The sequence below is a fragment of the Duganella sp. HH101 genome (genome assembly GCF_001758795.1).
Classification (GTDB): Bacteria; Pseudomonadota; Gammaproteobacteria; order Burkholderiales; family Burkholderiaceae_D; genus Rugamonas; species Rugamonas rivuli.
In genome coordinates this window covers 50645-74839 of sequence record NZ_LRON01000018.1, presented here as the reverse complement: position 1 = coordinate 74839, position 24195 = coordinate 50645, and the positions used below count along the sequence as shown (strand labels likewise).

The following is a 24195-nucleotide window of genomic DNA, read 5'->3' as shown; positions in this document are numbered from 1 at the left end:
GCTTGCCTGGCGCCAACAGAGCAAGCGAGACGACATGAACAGAGATGTCAGGAAATCGACGATCCACTCCGACAATCAGCACGAACGCGCGCTGCGCGAGATTTTAAGGCCCAACCGCTCCTGGCCGTGCCTCCATCCCGGCTGCGCGGACAAATGCATCTACTCCCATGCGATTTCCAAGTCGATTTCGCTGGAGACGATCGCCGAGTCGGGGCATCTGCAGACCGTGCGGTCGCAGCGGCAGGGGGACATCAAGACGCTGGACTTCGACCGCATCGGGATCAAGCAGGCCACCGCCTTCAACGGTTTTTGCGCAACGCATGACGACCTGTTCAAAAGCCTGGACACGCGGGAAATCGCCGACTCCAAGAGCCTGTTCCTGCAGGCATACCGGTCTGTCATGGCAGCGTGCTGCACCGAATCCCGGATAGCCAAGCTGATGTATGAGGGCCGCACCCGAGCCGATATCGAAGCCGTCCTGGATGCGCGGGCCGCGGACGATCCTCGCTTCCGCGACGAGCGAGTCCGGGCCCAGGTCAGATCGCGGTACAAAGAGATCGCGGACAGCGAGAAAAAACGGGCCGACGCGCTGATGCATTTACCGCAAGAGCTGCTGGAGAGATTCCACATCATCGAATCGAGGCCGCTGGACCATCTCGTTACCGTGGCCACCGAGCAGTCCAGCCACGCCATTGTCTTCCGGCGCGTGGGCTTCCGCATCCCGGTCGCGCTCAATGCCAAGCTCACCATCCTGGCCGACAAGGTTTTGCAGGACTTCTACTTCACGGTCATCCCGTATGCAGCGGCCACCGTGGTCATGGGCGTCATGCCCAAGGCTATCAATGCCCGGGTGCGGGACCGGCTGGAGCACGGCTTCGCTTCCGATATCGCCGCGCTCGACCTGGTGGAGTCTATCATCGCATGCTGCAACGAGTGGTATATGACGCCGTCGGTACTTGCCGAAATGTCCGAGGCAAAGCGCCAGGTGTTCCTGCACGATTCGATCTGCTACACCGAGCAGCGCTTCCACCAGGAGTACGACATGACCCTGTTCGACGGTTTGCGGAAGACGCTGGCGCAGCGGCATCCGGAGAGCGCCGCGCAGCTGCGGCTGGAGCAGATCGATGCGATACCCCGACGCGAAGACTTCGCGGCACGCCACAAGCGCATGATGGAGGCGCTGGTGTCGCAGTCGGTCAAATTGCATGCGCTGGACAGCGCGCCTCCGGCCTAGCCGGCCTTGCCAAACATGGCCGCCATCTCGGTGACGTCGCGGCCGACGCCGCGATAGCCGGTGAAGCGGCCGGTCTCGTCGAACATCGGTTCGCCGCTCACCTGCAGGTATTGCACCACGCCGTTGATGGTCCGGCTGTAGACGAAGTCCAGGAAGGCCTTGCGCTCGTCTATGTTCTCTTGCAACAGCGCGTGCTCGGCCACATCCCAGCCGCCGGTGTCGCTGCCGCCTATGCCCACCATGTCGGCCACCGGGCCGGACCAGTTGGTCAGCTTGCCGTCGGCATCCTGCTCCCAGTACCAGTCGGTCGACAGTTCGGCGAAGCGCTGGAAGCGCGCCTCGCTGGCGCGCAATTGCGCCGTGCGCTCCAGCACCGTGTATTCCAGCTGCTGGTTGTAGCGCTGCAGCTTGCGATGCAATAGCCGCACTTCCAGCAGGTTGCGGATGCGGGTTTCCACCTCGACCAGCTCGAACGGCTTGCCGACGAAATCCTTGGCCCCGGCCTGCAGCGCGCGCAGCTTGTGGTTGGGCTGCGCCGTGACCACCAGCACCGGCACATAGCCGTCCGGCTCGATATCCTTGAGCGCTTCCAGCACGGCGAAGCCATCCATGCCGGGCATTTGCAGGTCCAGCAGGATCAGGTCGTAGTGGTTCTTCTGGTGCAGGTCGCAGACGGCAAACGGATCCATCGTGCTGGTGACGCGGGTGTAGCCGGCGTTGGCCAGCATCTGCTCCAGCAGCATGACGTTGGCTTCCTGGTCGTCGACGATCAGGATCTCGGCGTGCAGTATTTCTGATGGCGCGATCATGATGCGACCTCCGGTGGTTGGCTAAGGCGGCTGCCATCGGCAGCGAATTCAAGTGCGAAATCCAGGGCGCCCATGAATTCAACCACATTGATCGGCTTGGTGAGATAGCGCAGGAAGCCCGCCTCCACCCCTTTTTCTATGTCGCGCGGCATGGCGTTGGCCGACAGCGCCATCACCGGGATGTGCGCGGTGGTGGCGTCATCCCGCAAGATCTTGAGGCAGCCATAGCCGCTCACGCCCGGCAAGTTAATGTCCATCAAAATTACATCGGGCTGGTAGGCGCGCGCCAGCTGCATGCCGGTATGGCCGTCGATGGCGGTCAGCAGCTTGAGATCGCTGCGGCGCTGTATCAGTTGCTCCACCAGGGTCAGGTTGGCGGGATTGTCCTCGATATACAGCAGCGTCTTCATCGCCGCGCCATTGCGGGCGCCGAGCAGCAACGGCGCATCGAAAGCCGCCGCCTCCAGCACCGGCTCGCTGCTGGCGGTCAGCTCGATCCAGAAGGTGGTGCCGACCCCGACTTCGCTCTCGACGCCGATGGCGCCGCCCATCAATTCGGTCAGCTGCTTGGTCACGACCAGGCCGATGCCGGTGCCCTCTTCCGCGCCGTCTTCCTGGCCCAGGCGGTTGAACGGCTGGAATAGCTGCTCCGTCTGTTCGCTGGTCAGGCCGGCGCCGGTGTCGGTCACGCTGATGCGCACCATGCCTTCGCGGCCGGCCATGCATTCGACCGTCACCTTGCCGCCGTGGCTGTTGTACTTGATGGCGTTGGACAGCAGGTTGATCATCACCTGCTTGACGCGCGTGCGGTCGGCGTGGACGAAGAACGGTTCGCTGAGCGAGGCGAAGAACAGGCGGATGCCGCGCTTTTCCGCCTGCGGCCCGATCAGGGCCTGGCAATCGCGCAGCACCTCGGACAGGCCCATCGACTCCTGCGACATCGTCACCTTGCCCGATTCAATCATGGCCAGGTCGAGGATCTCATTGATCAGTTGCAGCAGATACCAGCCGCCCTTGAGGATCTGGTCCAGCGAGCGCTGCTGCGAGGCGCTCGGCGGCGGCTTGTCCGACGCCAGCAGCTGCGCAAAGCCCAGCACCGCGTTGAGCGGCGTGCGCAGCTCGTGGCTCATGCCCGACAGGAAATCCGACTTGGCGCGATTGGCCTTGTCGGCCGCCGCGCGCGCCGCTTCCAGCTCCACATTGGTTTCCTGCAGCGCCAGCTGCTGCTCGCGCAGGCGCTGGTCCAGCGCCGCCTGCTCGCGCTCGACTTCCTTGCGCGCCGTATTGTCCGTCCCCATCATCAGATAGCCGATGATTTTTTCCTCGGCGTCGCGCAGCGCGCTGACCGAGACGATGGCCGGGAAGCGGCTGCCATCCTTGCGGATATAGGTCAGCTCGTAGATGTCCTCGATGCCGCGCGAAGCCTTGAACACCAGCGCGTCAAAGCCCGGCCGGATGGTCGTGCCCCATTCCTCGCTGAGCGCGGCGGCGCGGGCCACCACTTCCTGCGCATCGGAAATGCCGGCCGGCGTGATGCGGTTCACCACCTCGGCCGCGCTGTAGCCCAGCATGCGCTCGGCGCCGACGTTGAAGATCTGGATCACGCCCTGCGCGTCGGTGGCGATGCTGGAGAAGTTGGCGCTGTTGTGGATCGCCAGTTGCAGCGCATCGGCCTTGAGCAGGGGGCTGTCGGGGAGTTGATTGGTTTTCATTGCGGTTCCTGACGTTGGCGTACGTCTGACATCAGGCGCGCGAATTCTTTTTTGACGACTTCATAGCATTCACAGACATCGCCCTCCAGCCCGATCCGGTCCAGCACCGAGATGTGGCCGCGGCGGTTGCTGATGTAGCCCTTGGCCTGCAGGCGCCCGGCCGCCACCGTCACCCCTTCGCGCCGCACGCCCAGCATGGTGGCGATCAATTCCTGGGTCATGGTCAGCTCGCTGGTGGGCAGGCGGTCCAGCGTCAGCAGCAGCCAGCGGCACAGCTGCTGTTCCAGCGTGTGATGGCGGTTGCAGATCGCCGTCTGCGACATCTGCGTGATCAGCGCCTGGGTGTAGCGCAGCAGCAGCCGCATGGCCGGTCCGGCCAGGTTGAACTCGTCGAGCAGGATCTGCGACTTGAGGCGATAGCCGTGGCCGGCGGTCTGCACCACGGCGCGGCTGGGCGTGGTGTTGCCGCCCATGAACAGCGAGATGCCGAGGATGCCCTCGTTGCCGACGCCGGCGATCTCGGACGAGCTGCCGTTCTCCAGCACATAGTGCAGCGAGACGATGGCCGAGGTCGGGAAATAGACGTGGTTAAGCTTGCCGCCCGATTCGTACAGCACGTCGCCCAGCCGCATCATGACCGGCTCCAGGTGCGGCGACAGGCGCGAGAACTCGGCGTCCAGCAGCGCGGCCAGCAGATGGTTTTGATTGGGGTTGTTGAGACGCATGAAACATTCCTTGTTCCAGGTCGTCAACTAGGAGAGTGGGGGGCAAAGACGGCAAACGAAGGCCGCTGTACAGAGTAACACACTTTGCCGAATGACAAGCGGCGCACCGTAGCACGCCAGGCAAGGCGTTGTGGCCGGTTCCGCTCCGTCTCAAACAAAAAAGCCCCGCAACGGCGGGGCTTTTTCGGTGATTTCAGCTTAGACGTTGAACAGGAAGTTCAGCACGTCGCCATCCTTGACCACGTATTCCTTGCCCTCGGCGCGCATCTTGCCCGCTTCCTTGGCGCCGCCTTCACCCTTGTACTGGATGTAGTCGTCGTAGGCGATGGTTTGCGCGCGGATGAAGCCGCGTTCGAAGTCGGTGTGGATCACGCCGGCCGCTTGCGGCGCGGTGTCGCCGATGTGGATGGTCCAGGCGCGCACTTCCTTCACGCCGGCGGTGAAGTAGGTCTGCAGGCCCAGCAGCTTGTAGGCGGCGCGGATCAGGCGGTCCAGGCCCGGCTCTTCCATGCCCATGTCGCTCAGGAAGGCGGTCTTGTCGGCGTCGTCCAGGTCGGCGATTTCCGCTTCGATCGACGCGCAGATGGCGACGATAGGCGCGTTCTGGGTGGCGGCGTAGGCGGTCAGCTGGTCCAGCAGCGGGTTGTTCTTGAAGCCGGTGTCGGACACGTTGGCCACGTACATGGCCGGCTTGGCGGTGATCAGGCACAGCGGCTTGATCAGGGCCATTTCGTCGGCGTCCAGGCCCATGGCGCGCACTGGCTTGGCTTCGTTCAGGTGCGGCACGATGCGCTCCATGATGGCCAGCAGCTTGGCGGCGTCCTTGTCGCCGGAACGGGCTTTCTTGTTTTCGCGGTGGATGGCTTTTTCCACGGTGCCCAGGTCGGCCAGCGCCAACTCGGTCTGGATCACTTCGATGTCGTCCAGCGGGCTGACCTTGCCGGCCACGTGGATCACGTTGTCATCTTCGAAGCAGCGCACGACGTTGACGATGGCGTCGGTTTCGCGGATGTGCGACAGGAACTGGTTGCCCAGGCCCTCGCCCTGCGACGCGCCCGCCACCAGGCCGGCGATGTCGACGAATTCGACGATGGCGTTGACCATGCGTTCCGGCTTGACGATGTCGGCCAGCGCGCCCATGCGCGGATCCGGCACTTCGACCACGCCGACATTAGGCTCGATGGTGCAGAACGGATAGTTCTCGGCCGGGATGCCGGCCTTGGTCAGGGCGTTGAAGAGGGTGGACTTGCCGACGTTGGGCAGGCCGACGATGCCGCATTGGAGACTCATGAAAAACCTTTAATTATCAATAAGTTAGGCGGATGCAGATCGTGGCAATAATTCGCCAGGCAAGACGCTTGCTTCAACCACCATCACTACTATAAATGACAACAAAACTCCCAAAACTACAGCGCGATCGCTGAATTTTGTGCGAGTTTCGTCAAAGAATATCGCTATTGTAACCCTCAGCGACACCCATCTCCAAAGCATCCTGCACGGGAACGCGCAATTCCGCATGATCGGCGCGCCGCCCCCCCTTGATCTGGGTATAGGCAATCGCGCATTCCGTGACGCCACGTGAATTCTCTGTGAAAGAATAGTCACATAGGCTATGACCATCCGCTATGGACCGAGGTAATCACGTTGACGTGATATCACGAGGAGATGATAATTGACTCGATCCCAGAAGTGGACGGTATTTTTCCATGACGAATTTGACGCAGAATTCGATGCCTTCTCAAAAGATGTCCAGGATGAATTGCTTGCGGTCGCTGCCGCTGTAAGGGAACTCGGCCCGGCCGCTGGTCGCCCTCATGTGGGGACACTGGAAAACCCAAGACATCCCAACATGAAAGAGCTTCGCTTCAAGGCAAACCATGGGGCGGAAGTTTGGAGGGCCGCGTTTGCCTTTGACCCTCTCCGCGAAGCGATCGTCTTAATTGCCGCCGACAAGCAAGGCATTGATGAGAAGAAGTTTTACAAGGACTTATTGAAGAAGGCAAATGAGCGCTTCGATAAACACCTGGAAAACTTGAGAACCACCGTAGCCGCCGGGCCTTCGAAAGTGCAAAAGAAAAGCACCAAGGGAAAGAAATAGGAGACTGCAATGGGAAGAAATCTGGACGATGTCATCAAAGGCCTGCCGGCTGACCGTCAGAAAAAAATTGCGGCGCTTTCTCAAAAAAAAATAGAAGAGATGATCGCGCACGCGGCGACGCTCACCGATTTTCGCAAGGCTGTCGGCAAGACCCAGGCTGAAGTAGCCAAGGAATTGGGCATTAATCAGAACGCAGTTTCTCAACTTGAAAAGCGTTCCGAGACCTATGTTTCCACTTTGCGCCGATTCCTGAAATCGCTGGGATTGACGCTTGAGTTGTCGGTTCTCGACAAAAACGGGATGCGGATTGACTTGCAAAACTTTCTTCAATGGTCCGACAATTCCAACGAGGACGCTGCAGAAGCAACCACGCCGTCCGCCAAGAAAAACGCAGCCAGGAAACGAACAACACGCGCAAAAAAAGCGGGCGCCTGACGCCAAACACCATGCCGGCTGAGTAAACGCTTGCATTCCGTCGGCATTCCTGTCGATCCATCGCATTCCCCCCGGCCCGGCGATTCTTCCCGGCTACAATGGCCGCCATGAATACCAGCTCCCCTTTCCAACTGGCCTGGCGCTCGTTCTGGCAGCTTAAAAAGCACCGCCAGGAGCCGCTGTGGGCGCAACTGGCGGTCGGCGCCGCCCTGGCGCTGCCGATCGGCTTCGGCATGATGCTGATTAACGGCCTGCTGACCGGCCGCGTGAGCGATCACGGCTGGTGGCGGGCCTCGCTGCTGTTCAACCTGTTCAGCTGCCTGTGCGTCGCCTACAGCATGCTGGCGATCACCCGCGTCGTCGAAAGGCTGCTGCCCGCCGCCAGCATCGAACGCATGTCCGAGGCCGCGGACTGGCGTTCCGCCCTGGTCATCAACGCCATCGCGATCGGCGGCGTGATGCTGGGCGCCGCACTCAGCCTGAGCATGTACACCTGGTTCACCGACTGGGATGGCTGGACCAGTTTCATGGGCCACAGCGTGGCCAAGACCGAGTTCCTGGCCTTTCTCATGGTGGTCGCGGCGGCCAACTGGTTCTGGTGGCGCTTGCGGGTCAAGCAGGACCGGCTGCTGCATCAGGCGATGGAGGCCCAGCTGCGCCTGCTCCAGGCCCAGATCGAACCGCACTTCCTGTTCAACACGCTGGCCAATGTGCAAAGCCTGCTCGAACGCGACACGCCGCGCGCCCGGCTGATGCTGGAAAGCTTCACCGACTACCTGCGCGCCAGCCTGGGCCAGCTGCGCCACACCGACAGCACGCTGGAGGCCGAACTGGCGATGGTGCGCAGCTATCTGACGCTGCTGCAGATCCGCATGGAAGACCGGCTGCGCTTCGAGATCGACGCCAGCGACGACGCCCTGGCGGCATCCCTGCCGACCCTGCTGCTGCAACCGCTGGTGGAAAACGCCATCGAACATGGCCTGGAACCGAAGATCGAAGGCGGCCGCGTCCGCATCCGCGCGCGCGTGGCCGACGGCCAGCTCGACATCTGCGTCGACGACGACGGCCTCGGCCTCGACGGCCCGCGCCGTCCGCGCCGGCGCGGCAACGGCATGGCCCTGCCCAACATCCGCGAGCGGCTGCGCACCCGCTACGGCGGCAAGGCCACGCTGACGCTGACGCCGCAAGCGGTGGGCACGCAGGCCGCGTTGTCCCTCCCCTACCGGACGCCGGCATGACGCGCGCGCTGATCGCCGACGACGAGCCGCATCTGGCGCTCTACCTGAAGGAGCAGCTGGAACTGCTGTGGCCGGAACTTGAGATCCTGCACCTCGCCCGCAACGGCGTGGAAGCGGCGGCGCTCATCGAAGAGCTGGAGCCGGACCTGGCCTTCCTCGACATCCAGATGCCGGGCCTGAGCGGCCTGGAGGTGGCGCAGGGCATCGAGGGCAACACCCGCGTGGTGTTCGTGACCGCCTTCGATACCTACGCGGTGCAAGCCTTCGATCATTGCGCGCTCGACTACCTGCTCAAACCCCTGAAGACCGACCGCCTGGCGCTGATGATAGAACGCGTGAAGGCGACGCTGGCCTTGCAGGCGACCGGCCGCGACGCCCAGCCCGATGCGCGCCTGTCGCAAGCGCTGCAGCAGTTGACGCGCGGGCCGGCGGCGCCGTCGCGGTTGCGCTTCGTGCGCGCAGGCCAAGGCGAGTATGTGCATCAGATCGCCGTCAGCGACGTGCTGTACTTTCACGCCGACGACAAATACACGGTGGTGCAATCCACCGGCGGCGAGCACCTGATCCGCACCACCATCTCCGAACTGTGCGAACAGCTCGACCCCGAACAATTCTGGCAGGTGCACCGCTCCACGCTGGTCAACCTGGACTACCTGGCCGGCACCCGGCGCGATGAAAGCAGCCGCCTGTTCCTGCGCATCAAGGGCCATGCCCGCGAGTTGCGGGTCAGCCGCGCCTACGTCCATTTGTTCCGGGCGATGTAGGCCGCTGGCGATTCGTCGGCGCGGCTGTCGATTCGTCGCCTGCCGCTGCCGCCGGCGCGCGGCCTGTGGGATGGTTGCCTCCCTACCGATACCACAGGATTCCACCATGAAAAAAACCCTCTCGCTGTTGTCGATGCTGATGCTGGGCTGCCCGCTGTTCGCCGCCACCGATCCCCTGCTGCTGCCCTCGATGGTGACGATCAAGGGCGGCGAGTTCGCCATGGGCAGCACCGCCAATCCGAAGAACGACGACTATCCGGTGTCGGAGCCGGTCCACACCGTCAACATCCAGAGTTACCGGCTGTCCCGCTACGAGACCACCGTCGGCCAGTTCCGCCAGTTTGTCGCGGCCACCGGCTACAAGACCGACGGCGATTGCTGGAAGCTGGCGGCCAACGACTGGGGCATGGAAGGCGGCAAGGCCGGCTGGGACGCGGCCGTCAACGCGCCCAGCGACTACCACCCGGTGATGTGCGTGAGCTGGGACGACGCCCACGCCTACCTGCAATGGCTGTCGAAGCAGACCGGCCGCCACTTCCGCCTGCCCAGCGAGGCGGAATGGGAATACGCGGCGCGCGCCGGCGCCAGCACCCGCTACCCGCACGGCGACGATCCGGCCGCCCTGTGCCAATACGCCAATGTTTTCGACCGCAGCGGCAAGCCCGTCATTGCACGCCTGACCGGCAAGGAAAGAAAGGAAATCGACTGCGACGACCAGGCGGCGCTGACCACCGTGGTCGGCATGTACGCGGCGAACGCCTACGGCCTGCATGACATGCTGGGCAACGCCGGCGAGCTGGTGGAAGATTGCCAGCACCTCAACTACGAGGGCGCCCCGAAGAACGGCGCGGCCTGGGCCAGCGACTGCAAGCTGTTCCACGGCTCGGTCATGGTCATCCACCGTGGCGGCAACTACAACAACGGCCCGGCCGGCGCCAGCCCGACCTATCGTGGACATACGGGCAAGGACAACCGCAGCAGCGTGGGAGAAGGCTTCCGCATCGCCGAGGACGCCGTCGGCGACATCGTCCAGGATGCCGGTACGCGCGCCTTCGACACCGGCCTGGCGGCAGCGCAAGCGGCCGAACGCAGCCGCCGCGCAAAGTAAGCCGGCGCAACACTGCACAAAGGAATAGTGGACTTATTGCCGCGTAGCACTATCATACAGACAGTGCCACCTGCCGGAGTCCACGCCATGTCCGCAATCGCCGAGACGGCCCCGATCTACATGCGCAGCAGGCGATTCGATCGCCTGTTCGTGCTGGGCATCCCATCGCTGGCCCTGGCCGTGGGCGCGCTGGCGCTCGGCTATCCGCAATACGTGGTGCTGATACTCACGCTCGACCTGGCGTTGCTGGGCTACCACCATGTCATTTCCACCTACACCCGGCTGCTGTTCGACCTGAAATCGGCCCGCCAGCACTGGGCGCTGCTGCTGCCCTTGCCGGTGGCGGTGTTCGCCGGCGTCTACCTGCTGATACGCTGGGGCGGCGTAACGGCGGTCGCCACGCTGTACATGCATTGGCAGTGGTATCACTACACGCGGCAGAGCGAAGGCATCAACAAGGCCTACGGCATGAAGACGCGCAGCGCCCAGGCCGGCAATGCGCGGTTCAACCGCCTCGCTTTTTACCTGGTGCCGGTGGCGGCCTTCCTGATGATGAGCGCGCGCCCGGAAACCACCTTCCTGGGGATCGAGGTGTGGAAGCTGCCGGTGCCGCAGTGGCTGTCGCAGGCCACGCTGGCGGCGGCGGGCGCCTGCCTGGCGTGGTGGCTGGCGGCGCAGCTGCGGGCGCTGCGCGCTGGCACGCTGGGCTTGCTGCATTTCGCCTACCTGTGTTCGCACTACGTGATCTACCTGGTGTCCTATGTGGCGATCCGCGACATCACGACCGGCTGGCTGGTCATCAACGTGTGGCATAACGCGCAGTACATCGCCTTTGTCTGGCTGTTCAATTCCAACCAGTTCAAGGGCGGCGTCAACCGGCAGCAACTGGCGCTGTCCTGGCTCAGCCAGGAAGGCCGATGGCCGCTCTACCTGATGGCCTGCGTGGCGCTGACCGGCGTGGTGTACCGCTCGATCGACGCCTCCAACGCCTGGTTCGCCAACTACACCATGGTGCCGCTGGTGGTCATCGCCTACCAGGGCATCAACTTCCATCACTACATCGTCGACTCGATCATCTGGAAGCTGCGCAAGCGCGATGTGCAAAGCGCGTTGAAGATAGGCTGACCATGCCCGTCTCCGAGCGCAAGGGACTGGCCGGCAATCCCGGGCGCTACCCGGTGCTCGACGCGCTGCGCGCGGTGGCCATCCTGCTGGTGCTGGCGCGGCATTGGGCGGTGGCGTCGCAGGGCGCTTTCGGCGTCGTGCCCGGCGGTCCGCTGGCGGTGCTGTCGCTCAATGGCTGGCTGGGCGTGGACTTGTTCTTCGTGCTGAGCGGTTTTTTGATCGGCACCCATTTCGCCGGACCGCAGGCGCAGCCGTTCAGCCGCGCCGCCGTGCTGGACTTCTACCGGCGGCGCGCGTTCCGCACGCTGCCGCTGTACTGGGGCGTGATCCTGCTGTGCTGGCTGACCGCGCCGTGGCGGCCGGGCGCCGCGTTCACCAGTTTGTCGTTCGTCACCCACCTGCTGTTCCTGCAGGATTATCTTGGCTCGGACGCGATGGTCACGCTGTGGTCGCTGGCGGTGGAGGAAAAGTTTTACCTGGCCGCGCCGCTGCTGCTGTTCATGCTGCTGCGGCTGCGCACCGGCGTCGCCTGCGTGCTGCTGGCGGCGGCCATGGGGCTGGTGTGCTGGTCCATGCAGGCCGGCACGGCGGGCGTCGCGCCGGGCGACTATGCGGCCTTCTTCTGGACGGTGCGCGCGCCGTTCCACCATGCGGTGCCAGGCATCCTGGCCGGCGTGCTGGTCGCCGTGCAGCACGGCGCGTCCAGTGCGCGCCAGGCGCCGCGTCCGTTGTTCCTGGCGCTGGCCGCACTGCCGCTGATGCTGCTCATGTACCGCGATTGGCTGGGGCGTAGCGACTGGCCGGCGGTCTGCTCGATCATCGTGCTGTCGTCCTGCCTGTTTGCGCTGCTGGTGCGTTGCGGCCTGGCCGTCAATTGCAGGCTGCCGGCGTTTGGCGCGGCGCGGCCGTTGCGCTATATCGCCAAGCTGTCGTATGCGCTGTATCTGGTGCACTACCCGCTGATCGCACCGGCCATGCTGGTGTGCCGGGCGCTGCCTGATGGCCTGGCGCCGGCAACGGCCAGCCTGCTGTTCCTGGCCATCTACGGCGCCATGTCCTGGGCCGCCGCGTGGCTGCTGCACGTTGCGCTGGAGCGGCCCTTCCTGCTGCTGCGCGACCGGCGGCGCGCTGGCGAGCGGTCGGTCGCGATCTGACTCAGGCGATGTCCGTACGCTCTTTGACGAACAGCGCCGTGATCATGCCGATCACGCTCACCGCGATGACGTAGTAGGCCGGGGCCAGCGGATTATTCTTCAACATCAGCGCCACCACCACCGGCGTCAGGCCGCCGAAAATCGCGTACGACAGGTTGTACGAGAACGACAGGCCCGAGAACCGCACCTGCGCCGGGAAGGCCTTGACCAGCACGCAAGGCACGGCGCCGACCACGCCGACGCTGAAGCCGACCAGCGCGTACAAAGGCAGCAGCAGATCGGGGCGGCCCTTGATGGTGGTGTAGAACACATAGGTGCAGACCGCCAGCAGCAAGGCGCCGCCGAACAGGGTGGTGCGCGCGCCGATGCGGTCGGCCAGCACGCCGGCCACCAGGCAGCCTATCGACAGGCACAGCGTCGCCACGGTATTGGCCACCAGCGAAGTATGCGGATCGAAGCCGTAGATTTTTTGCAGCAGGGTCGGCGTCATCAGGATGACCACGACGATGGCGGCCGACAGCATCCAGGTCAGCAGCATCGAGATCACGACCGGGCCGCGATGGTTGCGCAGCACGGTCTTGAGCGGCATTTCAGCGGCCAGCGCCTTGCGCTGTTGCAGCTCGGCGAACACCGGCGTTTCATGCAGCCAGCGGCGCAGGTACATCGCGCCCAGGCCGAAGATGCCGCCCAGCAGGAACGGCAGGCGCCAGGCGCCGTCGGCCACCTGGTCGGGCGTGAAGGCGGTGTTGATGCCGGTCGCGACGACCGAACCCAGCAGGATGCCGGCGGTCAGGCCGGCCGTCAGCGTGCCGCAGGCATAGCCGATATGGCGGGCCGGCACGTGCTCCGAAACAAACACCCACGCGCCCGGCACTTCGCCGCCCACCGCCGCACCCTGCATCACCCGCAGCAGCAACAGCAGCACAGGCGCGGCCAGGCCGATGCTGGCGTAGGTCGGCAACAGGCCCATCAGCAAGGTCGGCACCGCCATCAGCAGGATGGACATGGTGAACATTCTTTTCCGACCCAGCAAGTCGCCGAAGTGGGCCATGATGATGCCGCCCAGCGGACGCACCACGTAGCCGGCGGCGAAAATGCCGAAGGTCTGCAGGACCCGCAGCCAGTCCGGCATCGACGGCGGGAAGAACAGCTTGCCGAGCACGGCGGTGAAGAACACAAAAATAACGAAGTCGTAGAACTCCAGGGCGCCGCCCAGGGCCGACAATGACAGGGTCTTGTAATCCTGCCGGGTGAGCGCGCGCGCCGGAGCGGCGCGCGCTTCCTTCCTGGCGTTCGGGGCCATGGCTGCTGCGCTGTCTTCTATGTGCATGTTTTCGTCTCGCTTCTTGTCTCGTTTTTATGGGTGCGCCGGTTCGCGGCAAGCATAGAATACGCAATTTTTCCCGCGATGAGTAAACCGGATCGACAAATGCTAGACTGCTGGGCGCAAATCATCTCAACTTCGAGGACACCTATGCCAACTGCCCGCCCGCTCGCCGCGCTGACCACTTCCGCCCTGATTGCCGCCCTGCTGATCGGAGCGCCGCCGGCGCAAGCCGCCGCCAAGCCGGCCCACACGCAAGCGGCCGGGGTGGGAGCGAAACTCGCGCAGAAGCAGCTGGCCAAGCTGGCCGCGGCCTTCCACACGGCGCGCTGCAAGTTCGATCCGCTGCTGTTCGCCACCGCCAACGGCGACGGCCGCTACGACGACCAGCTTGGCCTGGGCATCTCGCCCAAGGTGCGCGCGCAGCAGTTCACGCTGTACCGCCAGATGCAGAAACAGCTGATGACGGTGCGCCGCGACCAGCTCGGCCAGCAGGACCAGCTGACCTACGACCTGCTGTCCTACGAACTGAACAACGCGATGCAGCTGGAGTCCTTCCCCGAGCACCAGCTGCCGCTGAACCAGCTCGACAACGTGCCCAGCACGCTGGCCAACTACGCCGACGGCAACGGTTCGCAGCCGCTGGGCACGGTCAAGCAATACCAGGCCTACCTGAGCCGCCTGAACCAGCTGCCGGCATGGATAGACCAGGCCATCGCCAACATGAAGCTGGGCATGCGCAGCGGCATCGTGCAGCCGAAGGCGATCACGGTGGCGATGCTGCCGCAGTTCCAGAACCTGCGCAGCGCGACGCCGGAAGCGAGCATCTACTACTCGCCGGTGACGCGCCTGCCGGCCGGCTTCTCCGCCGCCGACAAGCAGAAGCTGACGGCGGCCTACCTGAAAACGGTCGATACGAAAATCGCGCCGGCGCTGAACCGCCTGGTGAGCTTCCTGGAAAACGAATACCTGCCGGCCAGCCGCGCCAGCACCGGCTGGAGCGCGCTGCCGAACGGCGCCGCCTGGTACGCCGCGCGCATCAAGGACAGCACCAACCTGCCGCTGACGCCGGACGCGGTACACGCGCTGGGCCTGAAGGAAGTGGCGCGCATCCAGCAGCAGCTGGCCGCGCTTGGTCCCAAGCTGGGCTACGACGGGCCTGAGAAACAGTTGCCGCAGTGGGTGGCGGCGCAGGACAAGTTCAAGATCTTCAGCACCGATGAGCAGGTGCTGGACGCCTACCGCGACATCTACGCCACCGTGCAGACCAAGCTGCCAACCTATTTCAGCCTGGTCCCGAAGGCCAAGCTGGAGCTGCACCTGGAGCCGGAGCTGACGCGCGCCACGGCGTCCGACCACTACACGCCGTCGGCGGCGGACGGCTCGCATCCGGGCGTGTTCTGGCCGGTGGTCAACGATCCGAAGAAATACAGCCGGGTCGACATGGTCAGCCTGTTCCTGCACGAAGGCGTGCCGGGCCACCACCTGCACGCGGCGCTGCTGAAGGAACTGGATTTGCCGGACTTCCGCAAGTTCAGCACCGAGAATCCGAACAGCGCAGCCTACACCGAAGGCTGGGCGCTGTACTCGGAAACGCTGGGCCGCGAGATGGGCTTGTATGAGGATCCGGTGGCCTACTACGGCCACCTGAACGCCGAGATGCTGCGCGCGGCGCGGCTGGTGGTCGATACCGGCATGCACGCCAAGGGCTGGAGCCGCGAGCAAGCCATCACCTACCTGGCGGACACGCTGGGCTGGAGCGAAGCGCGCGCCAGGAACCAGATCGAGCGCTACATGGTCTGGCCGGCGCAGGCGCTGAGCTACAAGATCGGTTCGCTGAAAATCCTGGAACTGCGGGCGCGCGCGCAGCAGGCGCTGGGCGACAAGTTCAGCTACCAGAAATTCCACGAGGTGGTGATCGGCGACGGCACGCTGCCGCTGCCCATCCTGGAAGCCCGCGTGGACCGTTGGATCGCCGCCAGCAAGTAAACACACCGGGGTCAAGTCTGACATTCGGACACGAACTCTGCCGTAGCAGACGCTAAGGCAGAGTTCGTGTCCGAATGTCAGACTTGACCCCAGGTTTATTTAAGTACGTTGAGGACGGCCAGCGTCATCGCCTGGGCGGCGGTCTTGATCGACGGTTCGGGCACCGGCGCGTAGTACGGCGAGTGGTTGAAGGCGATCGGCTTGCCGCCCGGCTTGGCCGCCTCGGCCACCGCTTTAGGATCGTAGACGCCGGTGAAGAAGAACATGCCCGGCACGCCTTCGTTGACGTAGGCCGAGAAGTCCTCGCTGGCCGTCATCGCCGGCATGCGTGCGACGTTGGCGTCGCCAAAGGCTTGCTTCAACACGCCCTCGGTCCGCTTGACCAGCGCGTCGCTGTTGTCGATGGCCGCGCCGCCGGTGATCAGCTCCACGTCCGGCGCCGGCGCGTCGGCCATCGCGGCCGAGGCGTTGGCGACGCGGCGCACGCCGGCCAGCAGTTTCGCCCGTACTTCCGGGCTGTACGAACGTATCGTGCCGCGCACGCGCACCGTGTCAGGAATGATGTTGCCGACCGAGCCGCCGTTGATCGCGCCGATGGTGACGACGCCGAATTCCTTGGGATCCTTCTCGCGGCTGACCACGGTCTGCACGTCCACCACGAAGCGGGCGGCGATGGCGATCGGGTCGAGCGCCTTGTCCGGCGCCGAGCCGTGGCCGCCGCGGCCTTTAAAAGTGATTTCAATCGCGTCCGAGTTCGACGACACCGGCCCGCTGTTGTAGCCGATGGTGCCGTAGGCCAGCGGCCAGCTGTGCAGCGCGAAGGCGTAGTCCGGTTTGGGAAAGCGCTTGAACAGGCCGTCGTCCAGCATGGCCCTGGCGCCGCTGACGGTTTCCTCGGCCGGCTGGCCGATGAACATCAGCGTGCCCTTCCACTGCGACTTCAGCGCCACCAGCGCGCGCGCCGCGCCCAGCCAGGCGGTCATGTGGACGTCGTGGCCGCAGCTGTGGGCCACCATCGTATCCTTGCCGTCCAACAGCGCGTGCGCCTTGCTGGAATAGGCGTAGCCGGATTTTTCCTCCATCGGCAGGCCGTCGAGCTCGGTGCGCACCAGCACGGTCGGACCGGCGCCGTTCTTGTAGATCGCCACCACCCCGGTCTTGCCGACTTTTTCCGTCACCTCGAAGCCGATGGCGCGCATCTCGGCGGCCAGCTTGGCGGCCGTGCGTTCTTCCTGGAAGGCGATCTCGGGATGCGCATGCAGATCCTTGTAGATCGCATCGAGCTTGGGATACATGCCATTGATCTGGCTGGCGACGGCGGACGCATCCTGCGCCTGGGCGGCGTGGATGCACAAGAATGCAGCAAGCGGGAGCAGCTTCATCGGTGGTTTCCTGGTCCGGGGATAATCGGACCAGCATACCACCGGCGGATCAGGCTGTATGCAACTTCATCGTGGCGGCGTCGAACTTGCCTTCGACGATCAGCGGCATCACCAGCAGCGACTTGGCTATGGACTGTTCGATCAGCTCCTGGTCTTCGCGGCGCGGGCGGTGCAGCACGAAGTCGGCCACCTGCTGCGCCAGGCTGAGCGTGCGCGGATGGCCGATGCCCAGGCGCAGCCGCCAGTAATCCTGCGTGCCCAGCGCGGCGGTGATGTCCTTCAGGCCGTTGTGGCCGCCCGAGGAGCCGCCCTTTTTAAGGCGCGCGGTGCCGGGCATCAGGTCCAGCTCGTCGTGCACGACCAGCACTTCGTCCGGCAAGATCTTGAAGAAGCGGCACAGGCCGCCCACCGACTGGCCGGAGCGGTTCATATACGTCTGCGGTTCCAGCAGATAGACTTCCTGGCCGGCCACCGAGCCCTTGGCCATCAGCGCGTTGTACTTGGTCTCGCGCTGCAGGCGCGCGCCGATGTCGTTGGCGAGGTTGTCCACCAGCCAGAAGCCGGCGTTGTGACGGGTTTGTTCGTATTCGGGGCCGGGATTGCCGAGGCCGACGATGAGACGTATAGGCATGACGTGTGGTCGAAAAAAGAGAAACGTGATTATCGCTTAAAAAACAAAAACCCCCGCCGGCATACAGCACAGGCGGGGGCTTTTTCCTGCAACCGCCCGAAGGCGGCGTCAGTGATTACTTCTTGGCTTTAGCGGCTGGCTTGGCGTCAGCAGCTGGCGCTTCAGCAGCAGCGGCTTCAGCAGCAACGTGACCAGCTGGTACCGAAGCGGTAGCGATGGTCAGGTTCGAGCCGTGGGTGATCGCGGTCACGCCAGCTGGCAGAACCAGGTCGGCGATGTGCAGCGAGTGGCCAACGTCGATGGTCGACAGGTCAACGGTGATGAACTCTGGCAGGTCTTTAGGCAGGCACGAAACTTCGATTTCGTTGGCTACGTGGCTGATGGTGGCGCCGTGCAGTTTGACTGCTGGGGACACGTCGGCGTTAGCGAAGTGCAGAGCAACTTTCATGTGCACTTTTTTCGAAGCATCAACGCGCTGGAAGTCAGCGTGCAGAACCAGTTGTTTGTATGCGTGGACTTGGAAGTCGCGCAGCAGAACTTGCTGGGTCACGCCGTCGATTTCCAGATCCAGGATCGACGAGTGGAATACTTCTTTTTTCAGCGCGTGGTACAGCGCGTTGTGGTCCAGCGAGATGGTCACTGGCGCTTCGGTACCGCCGTAGATGATGCCTGGGGTTTGGCCCGAATTGCGCAGGCGGCGGCTCGCTCCGGAACCTTGCAATTCGCGTTTGAATGCAACAACTTTCATGTGTAACTCCAAAAATAACAGGGCTCGCGCCCCGTGTTATGAAGCCCCCGCGACCAGGGTGCTTCGAAAATGAGCTGACTGCGCTCATGAAACCGGGAAAAGCAAAGGCGCGACAAGCAATTTATGCCTGTCGCGCCATGAAAAACTGGCTAAACAGTTTATCTTAGTCGATAAACAGGGAGATCACGGAATCGCCCTTGATGATGCGTTTGAACGTTTCTGCCAGCAGCGGTGCGCAGGTCAGCTGGCGGATCTTGCCGCAAGCCTTGGCCGAATCGGACAGCGGGATCGTGTCGGTCACGACCAGCTCGTCCAGCGACGAATTGGTGATGCGCTCGATCGCCGGGCCGGACAGCACCGGGTGCGTGCAATACGCGATGACTTTCTTCGCGCCGCGCTCTTTCAGCACTTCGGCAGCCTTGACCAGGGTACCTGCGGTGTCGACCATGTCATCCATGATCACGCAGTTACGGCCTTCGACTTCACCGATGATGTTCATCACTTCGGAAACGTTGGCTTTCGGACGACGCTTGTCGATGATGGCCAGGTCGCAGCCCAGGCGTTTTGCCAGGGCGCGCGCACGTACCACACCGCCGACGTCCGGCGATACCACCAGCAGATCCTGGTAGTTCTTCTTCTGCAGGTCGCCCAGCAGAATTGGCGAAGCGTAAATATTGTCAACCGGGATGTCGAAGAAGCCCTGGATCTGGTCTGCGTGCAGATCCATGATCAGGACGCGCTCGACGCCCGCTTCTTCCAGCATGTTCGCAACGACTTTGGCCGAGATCGCAACGCGCGCCGAACGTGGGCGGCGGTCTTGACGGGCATAGCCGAAGTAAGGAATAGCTGCGGTGATACGGCCAGCGGACGCGCGTTTCAGGGCGTCGACCATCAGGATCAACTCCATCAGGCTGTCGTTGGTTGGAGCACAAGTCGATTGCAGAACGAAGACGTCTTTACCGCGGACGTTTTCGTTAATCTCAACCATCACTTCGCCGTCCGAGAATTTCGAAACGTTTGCCTTGCCGAGAGGGATGCCGAGATTTTTAGCGACCCCTTCTGCCAATGCAGGATTAGCGTTGCCGGTAAAAACCATCAGGTTTTCGAAAGCCATTGGGAGTCCCAGAGATAGTCGATGAAAATTTTTGAAAAGTCGCCAGCGCAAGCCGCGCGGCGCTGTACTTAGATCTTAGTTGAATGGCTCGCTCTGGGCTGAGCCATCTTTGCTCTACCTGGCCGGAGACTTGCGCCTCGACGGGTCCAGATACAAACGAATGGCAGGGGAACAAGGATTCGAACCTTGGTATGCTGGAATCAAAATCCAGTGCCTTAACCAGCTTGGCGATTCCCCTACGCAACTGACTGCTTGTCGTTACATGGCCGGTATTTTACAGCCATTTTCACGCTAAGCCAAATTTTTTTACTGCATCACAACTTCGCGATGATCGGATGGCGATTCAGCGCTTTTGCTTTCCAGGCCTTCCACTTCGCCGGCACTTTTGCAAGCACCGCATCCGCTTCTGCCTCGGTTGCTACCGCACTGAACACGCAAGCACCGGAGCCAGTCATCCTGGCATCACCGTAAGCACTGAGCCATTCTATCGCCTCTGCTACCGGCGGGAATAACTTCGTTGCTACCTGCTGCAAGTCATTCTTTCCAAAACCTTTTAAACCGTTTCGATTTTCGAGGTGGCTGGAAAAGTCCGTTATTATGACGACCGGAGTATCCCTTGTCAAATGTTCTGAGCAAAAAATTGCAGCCGTGGGCACGGCGACGCCCGGTTCGATGACGACATACCAACAATCCGGCGCCTGCACCGGCCGCATCGCCTCCCCCACGCCCTCGGCGAAGGCGGTCTCGCCGAAGATGAAGAAGGGGATGTCCGCGCCCAGCGGCAGGCCCAGCGCCATCAACTCTTCCTTGCTCAGGCCGGCCTGCCACAAAGCGTTCAAGGCCATCAGCGTGGTGGCCGCATCGGACGAGCCGCCACCCAGGCCGCCGCCCATGGGCAGCACCTTGTCGATGGCGATGTCGACGCCGCGCGGCAGCGCGCCCGTGCGGCGCAGCACCTCGGCCTGCAGCAGGCGGGCGGCGCGGACGATCAGGTCGCTCTCCTCCGGCACGCCGGGCAAGTCGGTCACGCGGCGGATGGCCGCGTCGTCGCGCAAGTCGAAATGCAGGGTGTCGCCGTGGTCGATCAGCTGGAACACGGTTTGCAGCAGGTGGTAGCCGTCGGCGCGGCGGCCGTTCACGTGCAGGAAAAGGTTGAGTTTGGCCGGAGCCGGGCAATTCTTCAGACTGGTCATGGCGCTGCTTATTCTGCGTTCGGACGGATGGCGATGCGTATCGTCAGGTCATCCACCTGGCCCGCGCCCAGGCGCGTGAGGTCGATGCGCTTGGGTTGCGGCACGGGGGCGGTGTCGTCCTGCCACGTGACGTATTCGATTTTCCAGCCGTCGCGGGTGACGACCGTATTGTTGGCCGGCGAGGCGACGAAGCGCTTGCCGCCGGCGTCGGTGGCGTAGCCTTGCAGCCATTCGCGCAGCCCGGAGACCGGCAGCGTCCAGCCCAGCGTCTGCGCGGTCAGGCTGTCGAGGTCGGGCGCGGTGCGCGGCGGCTTGCCGCCCTGCTTGAGCGTGGCCGATTCCGGCGTGACGCTGATGACGGCAATGGTCTGGCCGAGCGGCGAGATCAGCGTGACCTCGGTGGCGGCCTTGCTTTGATGCCAGGTGAAACTGCCGGTCATCGGTTCGGCCTTGCCGTCGCGGGTGTAATTGACGGCGATGCCGCCGCCCAGTTCGATGCTGTCGCGATATGGCGCGACCGCTGCGGTCGAGCGTGGCGGCGAGGTGGCGCAGCCGGCCAGCACCGACACAGCCAGCACGGAAGCCAGCAGTGCGGCGGGCGCGCTGCGGCGCAGGTTAAATGAAGTCATCAAGTGATATCGTCGCTTACAGGCTTTGATTTAAACGGGCGAGCGTGCTTTTCAGCGCGTCGTTCTTCGGGTCTTTGGTCTGGGCTTCCTGCCACATCTGCTGGGCGCCCGCCTTGTCGCCCTTGGCGAACAGCACCTCGCCCAGGTGCACGGCGATTTCAGGGTCGCTGCGCAAGGCGTAGGCGCGGCGCAGCATCGCTTCGGCCTCGCTCAGGTTGCCCATGCGGTACTGCACCCAGCCCATGCTGTCCATGATGAACGGGTCGCCGGGCGCCATCTTCATGGCCTTGTCGATCAGCGAATAGGCTTCCGGCAGGCGCTCGTTGCGCTCGGCCAGCGAGTAGCCCAGCGCGTTGTAGGCATGCTGGTTGTCGGGCGCGGCGATCATCACCTGGCGCAGCGCCTTTTCCATCAGTTCCAGCTGGCCCAGCTTTTCGGCCACCAGCGCGAAGTCGTACAGCAGATCGGGATTGTCCGGGTAGCGCTTGACGGCGTTTTCCAGCACCGTGTAGGCGGCGCGGTGGTCGCCGGCGTCGCGCAGGATCTGCGCATCGGCCTGGAAAACCTGCGCCTGGTCGACGGCCTCGGACGGCTTCAGCTCGGCCAGCTGCTTGCGGGCTTCGTCGACATTGCCTTTGCGGGCCGTCAGCTGCGCCATCTTCATGCGCGCCGCCAGGTAGATTTTCTCGTCGCCGCCGTCGACCTTGTCCAGCCAGTTGTAGGCCGCGTCGAGGTCGTTGCGCTGCTCGGCGATCTGCGACAGTATCATCAGCACCTTGGACGGATCGCGCTCGTCGCTCGGATGCTCGGCCAGCACGTTGACGAAGCTGGTGAAGTACTTCTCCGCCGCCGGAATATCGTTGGACTGCATGCCGATCACGCCCAGCGCGTACAGCGTGGCCAGGTTGTCCGGCTGTTCTTTCAACAGGACCAGGAATTCCTTGCGGGCCTGCTCGGTCTGTTTGGAATCGACCAGGATGCGGGCATAGGCGGCGCGCACTTCGCGCGACTTCGGATATTTGTCCAGGAAGGTGGCCAGCACTTTCAGCGCCGCGTCGATATCGCCCGACACCTGCGCCGTGGTCAGGATCGCCAGCTCGGAATCGGGTTTGATGCGCAGCGCCTGTTCGGCCTCGGTGCGGGCGCGCTCGCTGTCGCCCAGCGAGAACGCCCCCTGCGCCAGGATCAAATGGCTTTCCAGCATGTCGGCGTAGGGCGCGAGCACGCGGCCTTCCAGCGCGAAGGCGGCGGCCTTGTCCTTGGCGCGCAGCAGGAATTGCTGCATCTGGAACATCGCCAGCGGACGCGCGCGCAGCGGCGCATTTTTCAGGCGCTCGACAAAGATCTGCTCCGCTTCGCCGAGATCGTCATTGACGACGGCAAAGCCGAGGAAGTATTGGGTGGCCTCGTCCGAATCGGGCGCCAGGCTGCGCCACAGGCGGATCGCCGACAGCGCTTCCCCGTCCTGCTTGGCGCCCAGCGCCATTTCGGCGGCGCGGCGCGCCAGGCGCGGATCGCGGGTTTGCTGGGCCAGCGCCATCATCGTGATGTAGGCGCCCTGCCAGCGGCCCTGCTTGAATTCCAGTTCGGCCTTGGTGATGCGGTACAACATGTCGCTGGTGAGGTCGACATTGGGCAAGGCTTCCTCCACCGGCGCCGCAGCCGGCGGCGCGGCGTTGTCCGCGACCGCGTCGGCCGGCGCGGCCGGCTCCGCAGCGGCGGACTCCGCCTGTTTTTGCGGTGCGATGGCGCACGCGGACAGCAAGGCGGAGAGAGTTACAATGGCGAAAGCGTTTTTCAAAGGAAGATCCTGGCAAGTCGGCAATAGGTACAGAGTCAGTGGATTTTACGCCCAACGCGGAGATCGCGTCTTTTGACTAGTGTAACCAAATATTCCGCCACGGCCAGAGTGTCGCCGCTCATTATTTCGACTGTTTGCCATCCAGATGCCAGAATTACCAGAAGTTGAAGTGACCCGCCGCGGCGTTGCGCCGCATCTCGAAGGCCGCACCGTGCACCAGGTGGTGCTGCGGCGCGAGGGCTTGCGCTGGCCGTTTCCGGCGCAGCTGCCGCAGCTGCTGGCCGGCCACCAGGTGCTGCACATCGGCCGGCGCGGCAAATACCTGCTGGTGCATTTCGACCATGGCACGCTGATCATCCACCTCGGCATGTCGGGCCATTTGCGCGTCATGCCGACCGGCATAGAGCCGGAAAAACATGATCATTTCGATCTTGTTGTCGAAACGCCGGACGGCCTGCAGGTGCTGCGCATGAAGGATCCGCGCCGCTTCGGCGCCGTGCTGTGGCACGACCACGCCGACGGCATGCTGGAGCACCACGTGCTGCTGCGCGAGCTGGGCGTGGAGCCGCTGGAAGCGGGCTTCAGCGGCAAATTGCTGTACGATCAAACCCGGCAGCGCAGCGCGCCCGTCAAGCAGGTGCTGCTGGCGGGCGATATCGTTGTCGGCGTCGGCAATATTTATGCTTCGGAAAGCTTGTTCCGGGCCGGCATCAATCCGAAGACGCCGGCCAAGCGCATCAGCCTGGCGCGCTACGAGAAGCTGGCCCAGGCCGTGCGCGAAATCCTGGCCGAGGCCATCGTCCAGGGCGGCAGCACGCTGCGCGATTTTATTAGCGTCAACGGGCAGTCCGGGTATTTTCAGCAGACTTATTTCGTCTATGATCGTGCAGGCGTGCCCTGCAAGGTGTGTGCGGCGCCGATACGGCAGATCAAGCAGGGGCAGCGCTCCACGTTCTACTGCGTGAATTGTCAAAAATAAGGG

General features: G+C 63.6%; 22 protein-coding genes and 1 tRNA gene. 10 read left to right on the top strand and 13 right to left on the bottom strand.

Features of this window, described 5'->3' with window-relative positions; translation table 11 throughout:
• Nucleotides 1-34 precede the first annotated feature (34 nt).
• Nucleotides 35-1234, top strand: coding sequence for a hypothetical protein (locus DUGA2_RS24120; protein ID WP_083296442.1), 1200 nt, complete (start codon nt 35-37; stop codon nt 1232-1234).
• Here DUGA2_RS24120 and DUGA2_RS24115 read toward each other — a convergent pair.
• From DUGA2_RS24115 to ychF, 4 genes are all read right to left on the bottom strand, one after another.
• Nucleotides 1231-2043 carry a response regulator gene (locus DUGA2_RS24115; RefSeq protein ID WP_070271973.1) on the bottom strand — a complete coding sequence of 271 codons (813 nt, stop codon included), beginning with the start codon at nt 2041-2043 and terminating at the stop codon, nt 1231-1233. The genes DUGA2_RS24120 and DUGA2_RS24115 overlap by 4 nt on opposite strands.
• Nucleotides 2040-3755, bottom strand: coding sequence for an ATP-binding protein (locus tag DUGA2_RS24110; RefSeq protein WP_070271972.1), 1716 nt, complete (start codon nt 3753-3755; stop codon nt 2040-2042). Before DUGA2_RS24110 ends, DUGA2_RS24115 begins: the two co-directional genes overlap by 4 nt.
• Nucleotides 3752-4480, bottom strand: a complete 729-nt coding sequence (locus DUGA2_RS24105; RefSeq protein WP_070271971.1) for a Crp/Fnr family transcriptional regulator — start codon at nt 4478-4480, stop codon at nt 3752-3754. The genes DUGA2_RS24110 and DUGA2_RS24105 overlap by 4 nt, the downstream gene beginning before the upstream one ends.
• Before the next feature lie 198 nt (nt 4481-4678).
• On the bottom strand, nt 4679-5770 hold the full coding sequence (gene ychF / locus DUGA2_RS24100) for a redox-regulated ATPase YchF (RefSeq protein WP_008444460.1): 1092 nt from the start codon (nt 5768-5770) through the stop codon (nt 4679-4681).
• Between the two features lie 382 nt (nt 5771-6152).
• Between ychF and DUGA2_RS24095 the strand changes: the two genes are divergently transcribed.
• The 7 genes from DUGA2_RS24095 (at nt 6153) to DUGA2_RS24065 (ending at nt 12402) form a co-directional block, all read left to right on the top strand.
• The gene (locus DUGA2_RS24095; protein ID WP_070271970.1) at nt 6153-6578 is read left to right on the top strand and encodes a type II toxin-antitoxin system RelE/ParE family toxin; all 426 of its coding nucleotides are present in this window, start codon (nt 6153-6155) and stop codon (nt 6576-6578) included.
• Between the two features lie 9 nt (nt 6579-6587).
• Entirely contained in the window at nt 6588-7013 is a 426-nt protein-coding gene (locus tag DUGA2_RS24090; protein ID WP_070271969.1) for an XRE family transcriptional regulator, read from the top strand.
• Between the two features lie 107 nt (nt 7014-7120).
• Nucleotides 7121-8251, top strand: coding sequence for a sensor histidine kinase (locus DUGA2_RS24085; protein WP_070272036.1), 1131 nt, complete (start codon nt 7121-7123; stop codon nt 8249-8251).
• Complete coding sequence (locus DUGA2_RS24080) at nt 8248-9015, top strand: LytTR family DNA-binding domain-containing protein (protein WP_070271968.1); 768 nt, start codon at nt 8248-8250, stop codon at nt 9013-9015. The genes DUGA2_RS24085 and DUGA2_RS24080 overlap by 4 nt, the downstream gene beginning before the upstream one ends.
• Nucleotides 9016-9121: 106 nt before the next feature.
• On the top strand, nt 9122-10123 hold the full coding sequence (locus DUGA2_RS24075; RefSeq protein WP_070271967.1) for an SUMF1/EgtB/PvdO family nonheme iron enzyme: 1002 nt from the start codon (nt 9122-9124) through the stop codon (nt 10121-10123).
• A gap of 87 nt (nt 10124-10210) precedes the next feature.
• Nucleotides 10211-11248 carry a hypothetical protein gene (locus DUGA2_RS24070; protein ID WP_070271966.1) on the top strand — a complete coding sequence of 346 codons (1038 nt, stop codon included), beginning with the start codon at nt 10211-10213 and terminating at the stop codon, nt 11246-11248.
• Between the two features lie 2 nt (nt 11249-11250).
• Nucleotides 11251-12402 (top strand): acyltransferase, encoded by a 1152-nt coding sequence (locus DUGA2_RS24065; protein ID WP_070271965.1) that lies wholly within the window; start codon nt 11251-11253, stop codon nt 12400-12402.
• Nucleotide 12403: 1 nt separating this feature from the next.
• On the opposite strand, the gene DUGA2_RS24060 is transcribed toward DUGA2_RS24065, so the two are convergent.
• A complete protein-coding gene (locus tag DUGA2_RS24060) occupies nt 12404-13732 on the bottom strand; it encodes an MFS transporter (protein ID WP_070271964.1) in 1329 nt (442 codons plus the stop codon).
• A gap of 144 nt (nt 13733-13876) precedes the next feature.
• Here DUGA2_RS24060 and DUGA2_RS24055 point away from each other — a divergent pair, with 144 nt between their 5' ends.
• Nucleotides 13877-15715, top strand: coding sequence for a DUF885 family protein (locus DUGA2_RS24055; RefSeq protein WP_070271963.1), 1839 nt, complete (start codon nt 13877-13879; stop codon nt 15713-15715).
• Between the two features lie 95 nt (nt 15716-15810).
• On the opposite strand, the gene DUGA2_RS24050 is transcribed toward DUGA2_RS24055, so the two are convergent.
• From DUGA2_RS24050 to DUGA2_RS24015, 8 genes are all read right to left on the bottom strand, one after another.
• A complete protein-coding gene (locus tag DUGA2_RS24050; RefSeq protein WP_070271962.1) occupies nt 15811-17097 on the bottom strand; it encodes an amidohydrolase in 1287 nt (428 codons plus the stop codon).
• Between the two features lie 49 nt (nt 17098-17146).
• Nucleotides 17147-17728, bottom strand: coding sequence for an aminoacyl-tRNA hydrolase (pth, locus tag DUGA2_RS24045; RefSeq protein ID WP_070271961.1), 582 nt, complete (start codon nt 17726-17728; stop codon nt 17147-17149).
• 115 nt (nt 17729-17843) lie between these two features.
• Nucleotides 17844-18476: a 50S ribosomal protein L25/general stress protein Ctc gene (locus DUGA2_RS24040; RefSeq protein ID WP_070271960.1), complete on the bottom strand. Its 633-nt coding sequence runs from the start codon at nt 18474-18476 to the stop codon at nt 17844-17846.
• Nucleotides 18477-18639: 163 nt separating this feature from the next.
• The gene (locus tag DUGA2_RS24035) at nt 18640-19590 is read right to left on the bottom strand and encodes a ribose-phosphate pyrophosphokinase (protein ID WP_008444419.1); all 951 of its coding nucleotides are present in this window, start codon (nt 19588-19590) and stop codon (nt 18640-18642) included.
• 161 nt (nt 19591-19751) lie between these two features.
• A tRNA-Gln gene (locus DUGA2_RS24030) sits at nt 19752-19828 on the bottom strand.
• 76 nt (nt 19829-19904) lie between these two features.
• Nucleotides 19905-20783: a 4-(cytidine 5'-diphospho)-2-C-methyl-D-erythritol kinase gene (gene ispE / locus DUGA2_RS24025; protein WP_070271959.1), complete on the bottom strand. Its 879-nt coding sequence runs from the start codon at nt 20781-20783 to the stop codon at nt 19905-19907.
• Between the two features lie 8 nt (nt 20784-20791).
• A complete protein-coding gene (locus tag DUGA2_RS24020; RefSeq protein WP_070271958.1) occupies nt 20792-21412 on the bottom strand; it encodes an outer membrane lipoprotein LolB in 621 nt (206 codons plus the stop codon).
• 16 nt (nt 21413-21428) lie between these two features.
• On the bottom strand, nt 21429-23213 hold the full coding sequence (locus tag DUGA2_RS24015) for a tetratricopeptide repeat protein (protein ID WP_070271957.1): 1785 nt from the start codon (nt 23211-23213) through the stop codon (nt 21429-21431).
• 145 nt (nt 23214-23358) lie between these two features.
• Here DUGA2_RS24015 and mutM point away from each other — a divergent pair, with 145 nt between their 5' ends.
• Nucleotides 23359-24192 (top strand): bifunctional DNA-formamidopyrimidine glycosylase/DNA-(apurinic or apyrimidinic site) lyase, encoded by an 834-nt coding sequence (mutM, locus tag DUGA2_RS24010; protein ID WP_070271956.1) that lies wholly within the window; start codon nt 23359-23361, stop codon nt 24190-24192.
• Nucleotides 24193-24195: the final 3 nt, after the last annotated feature.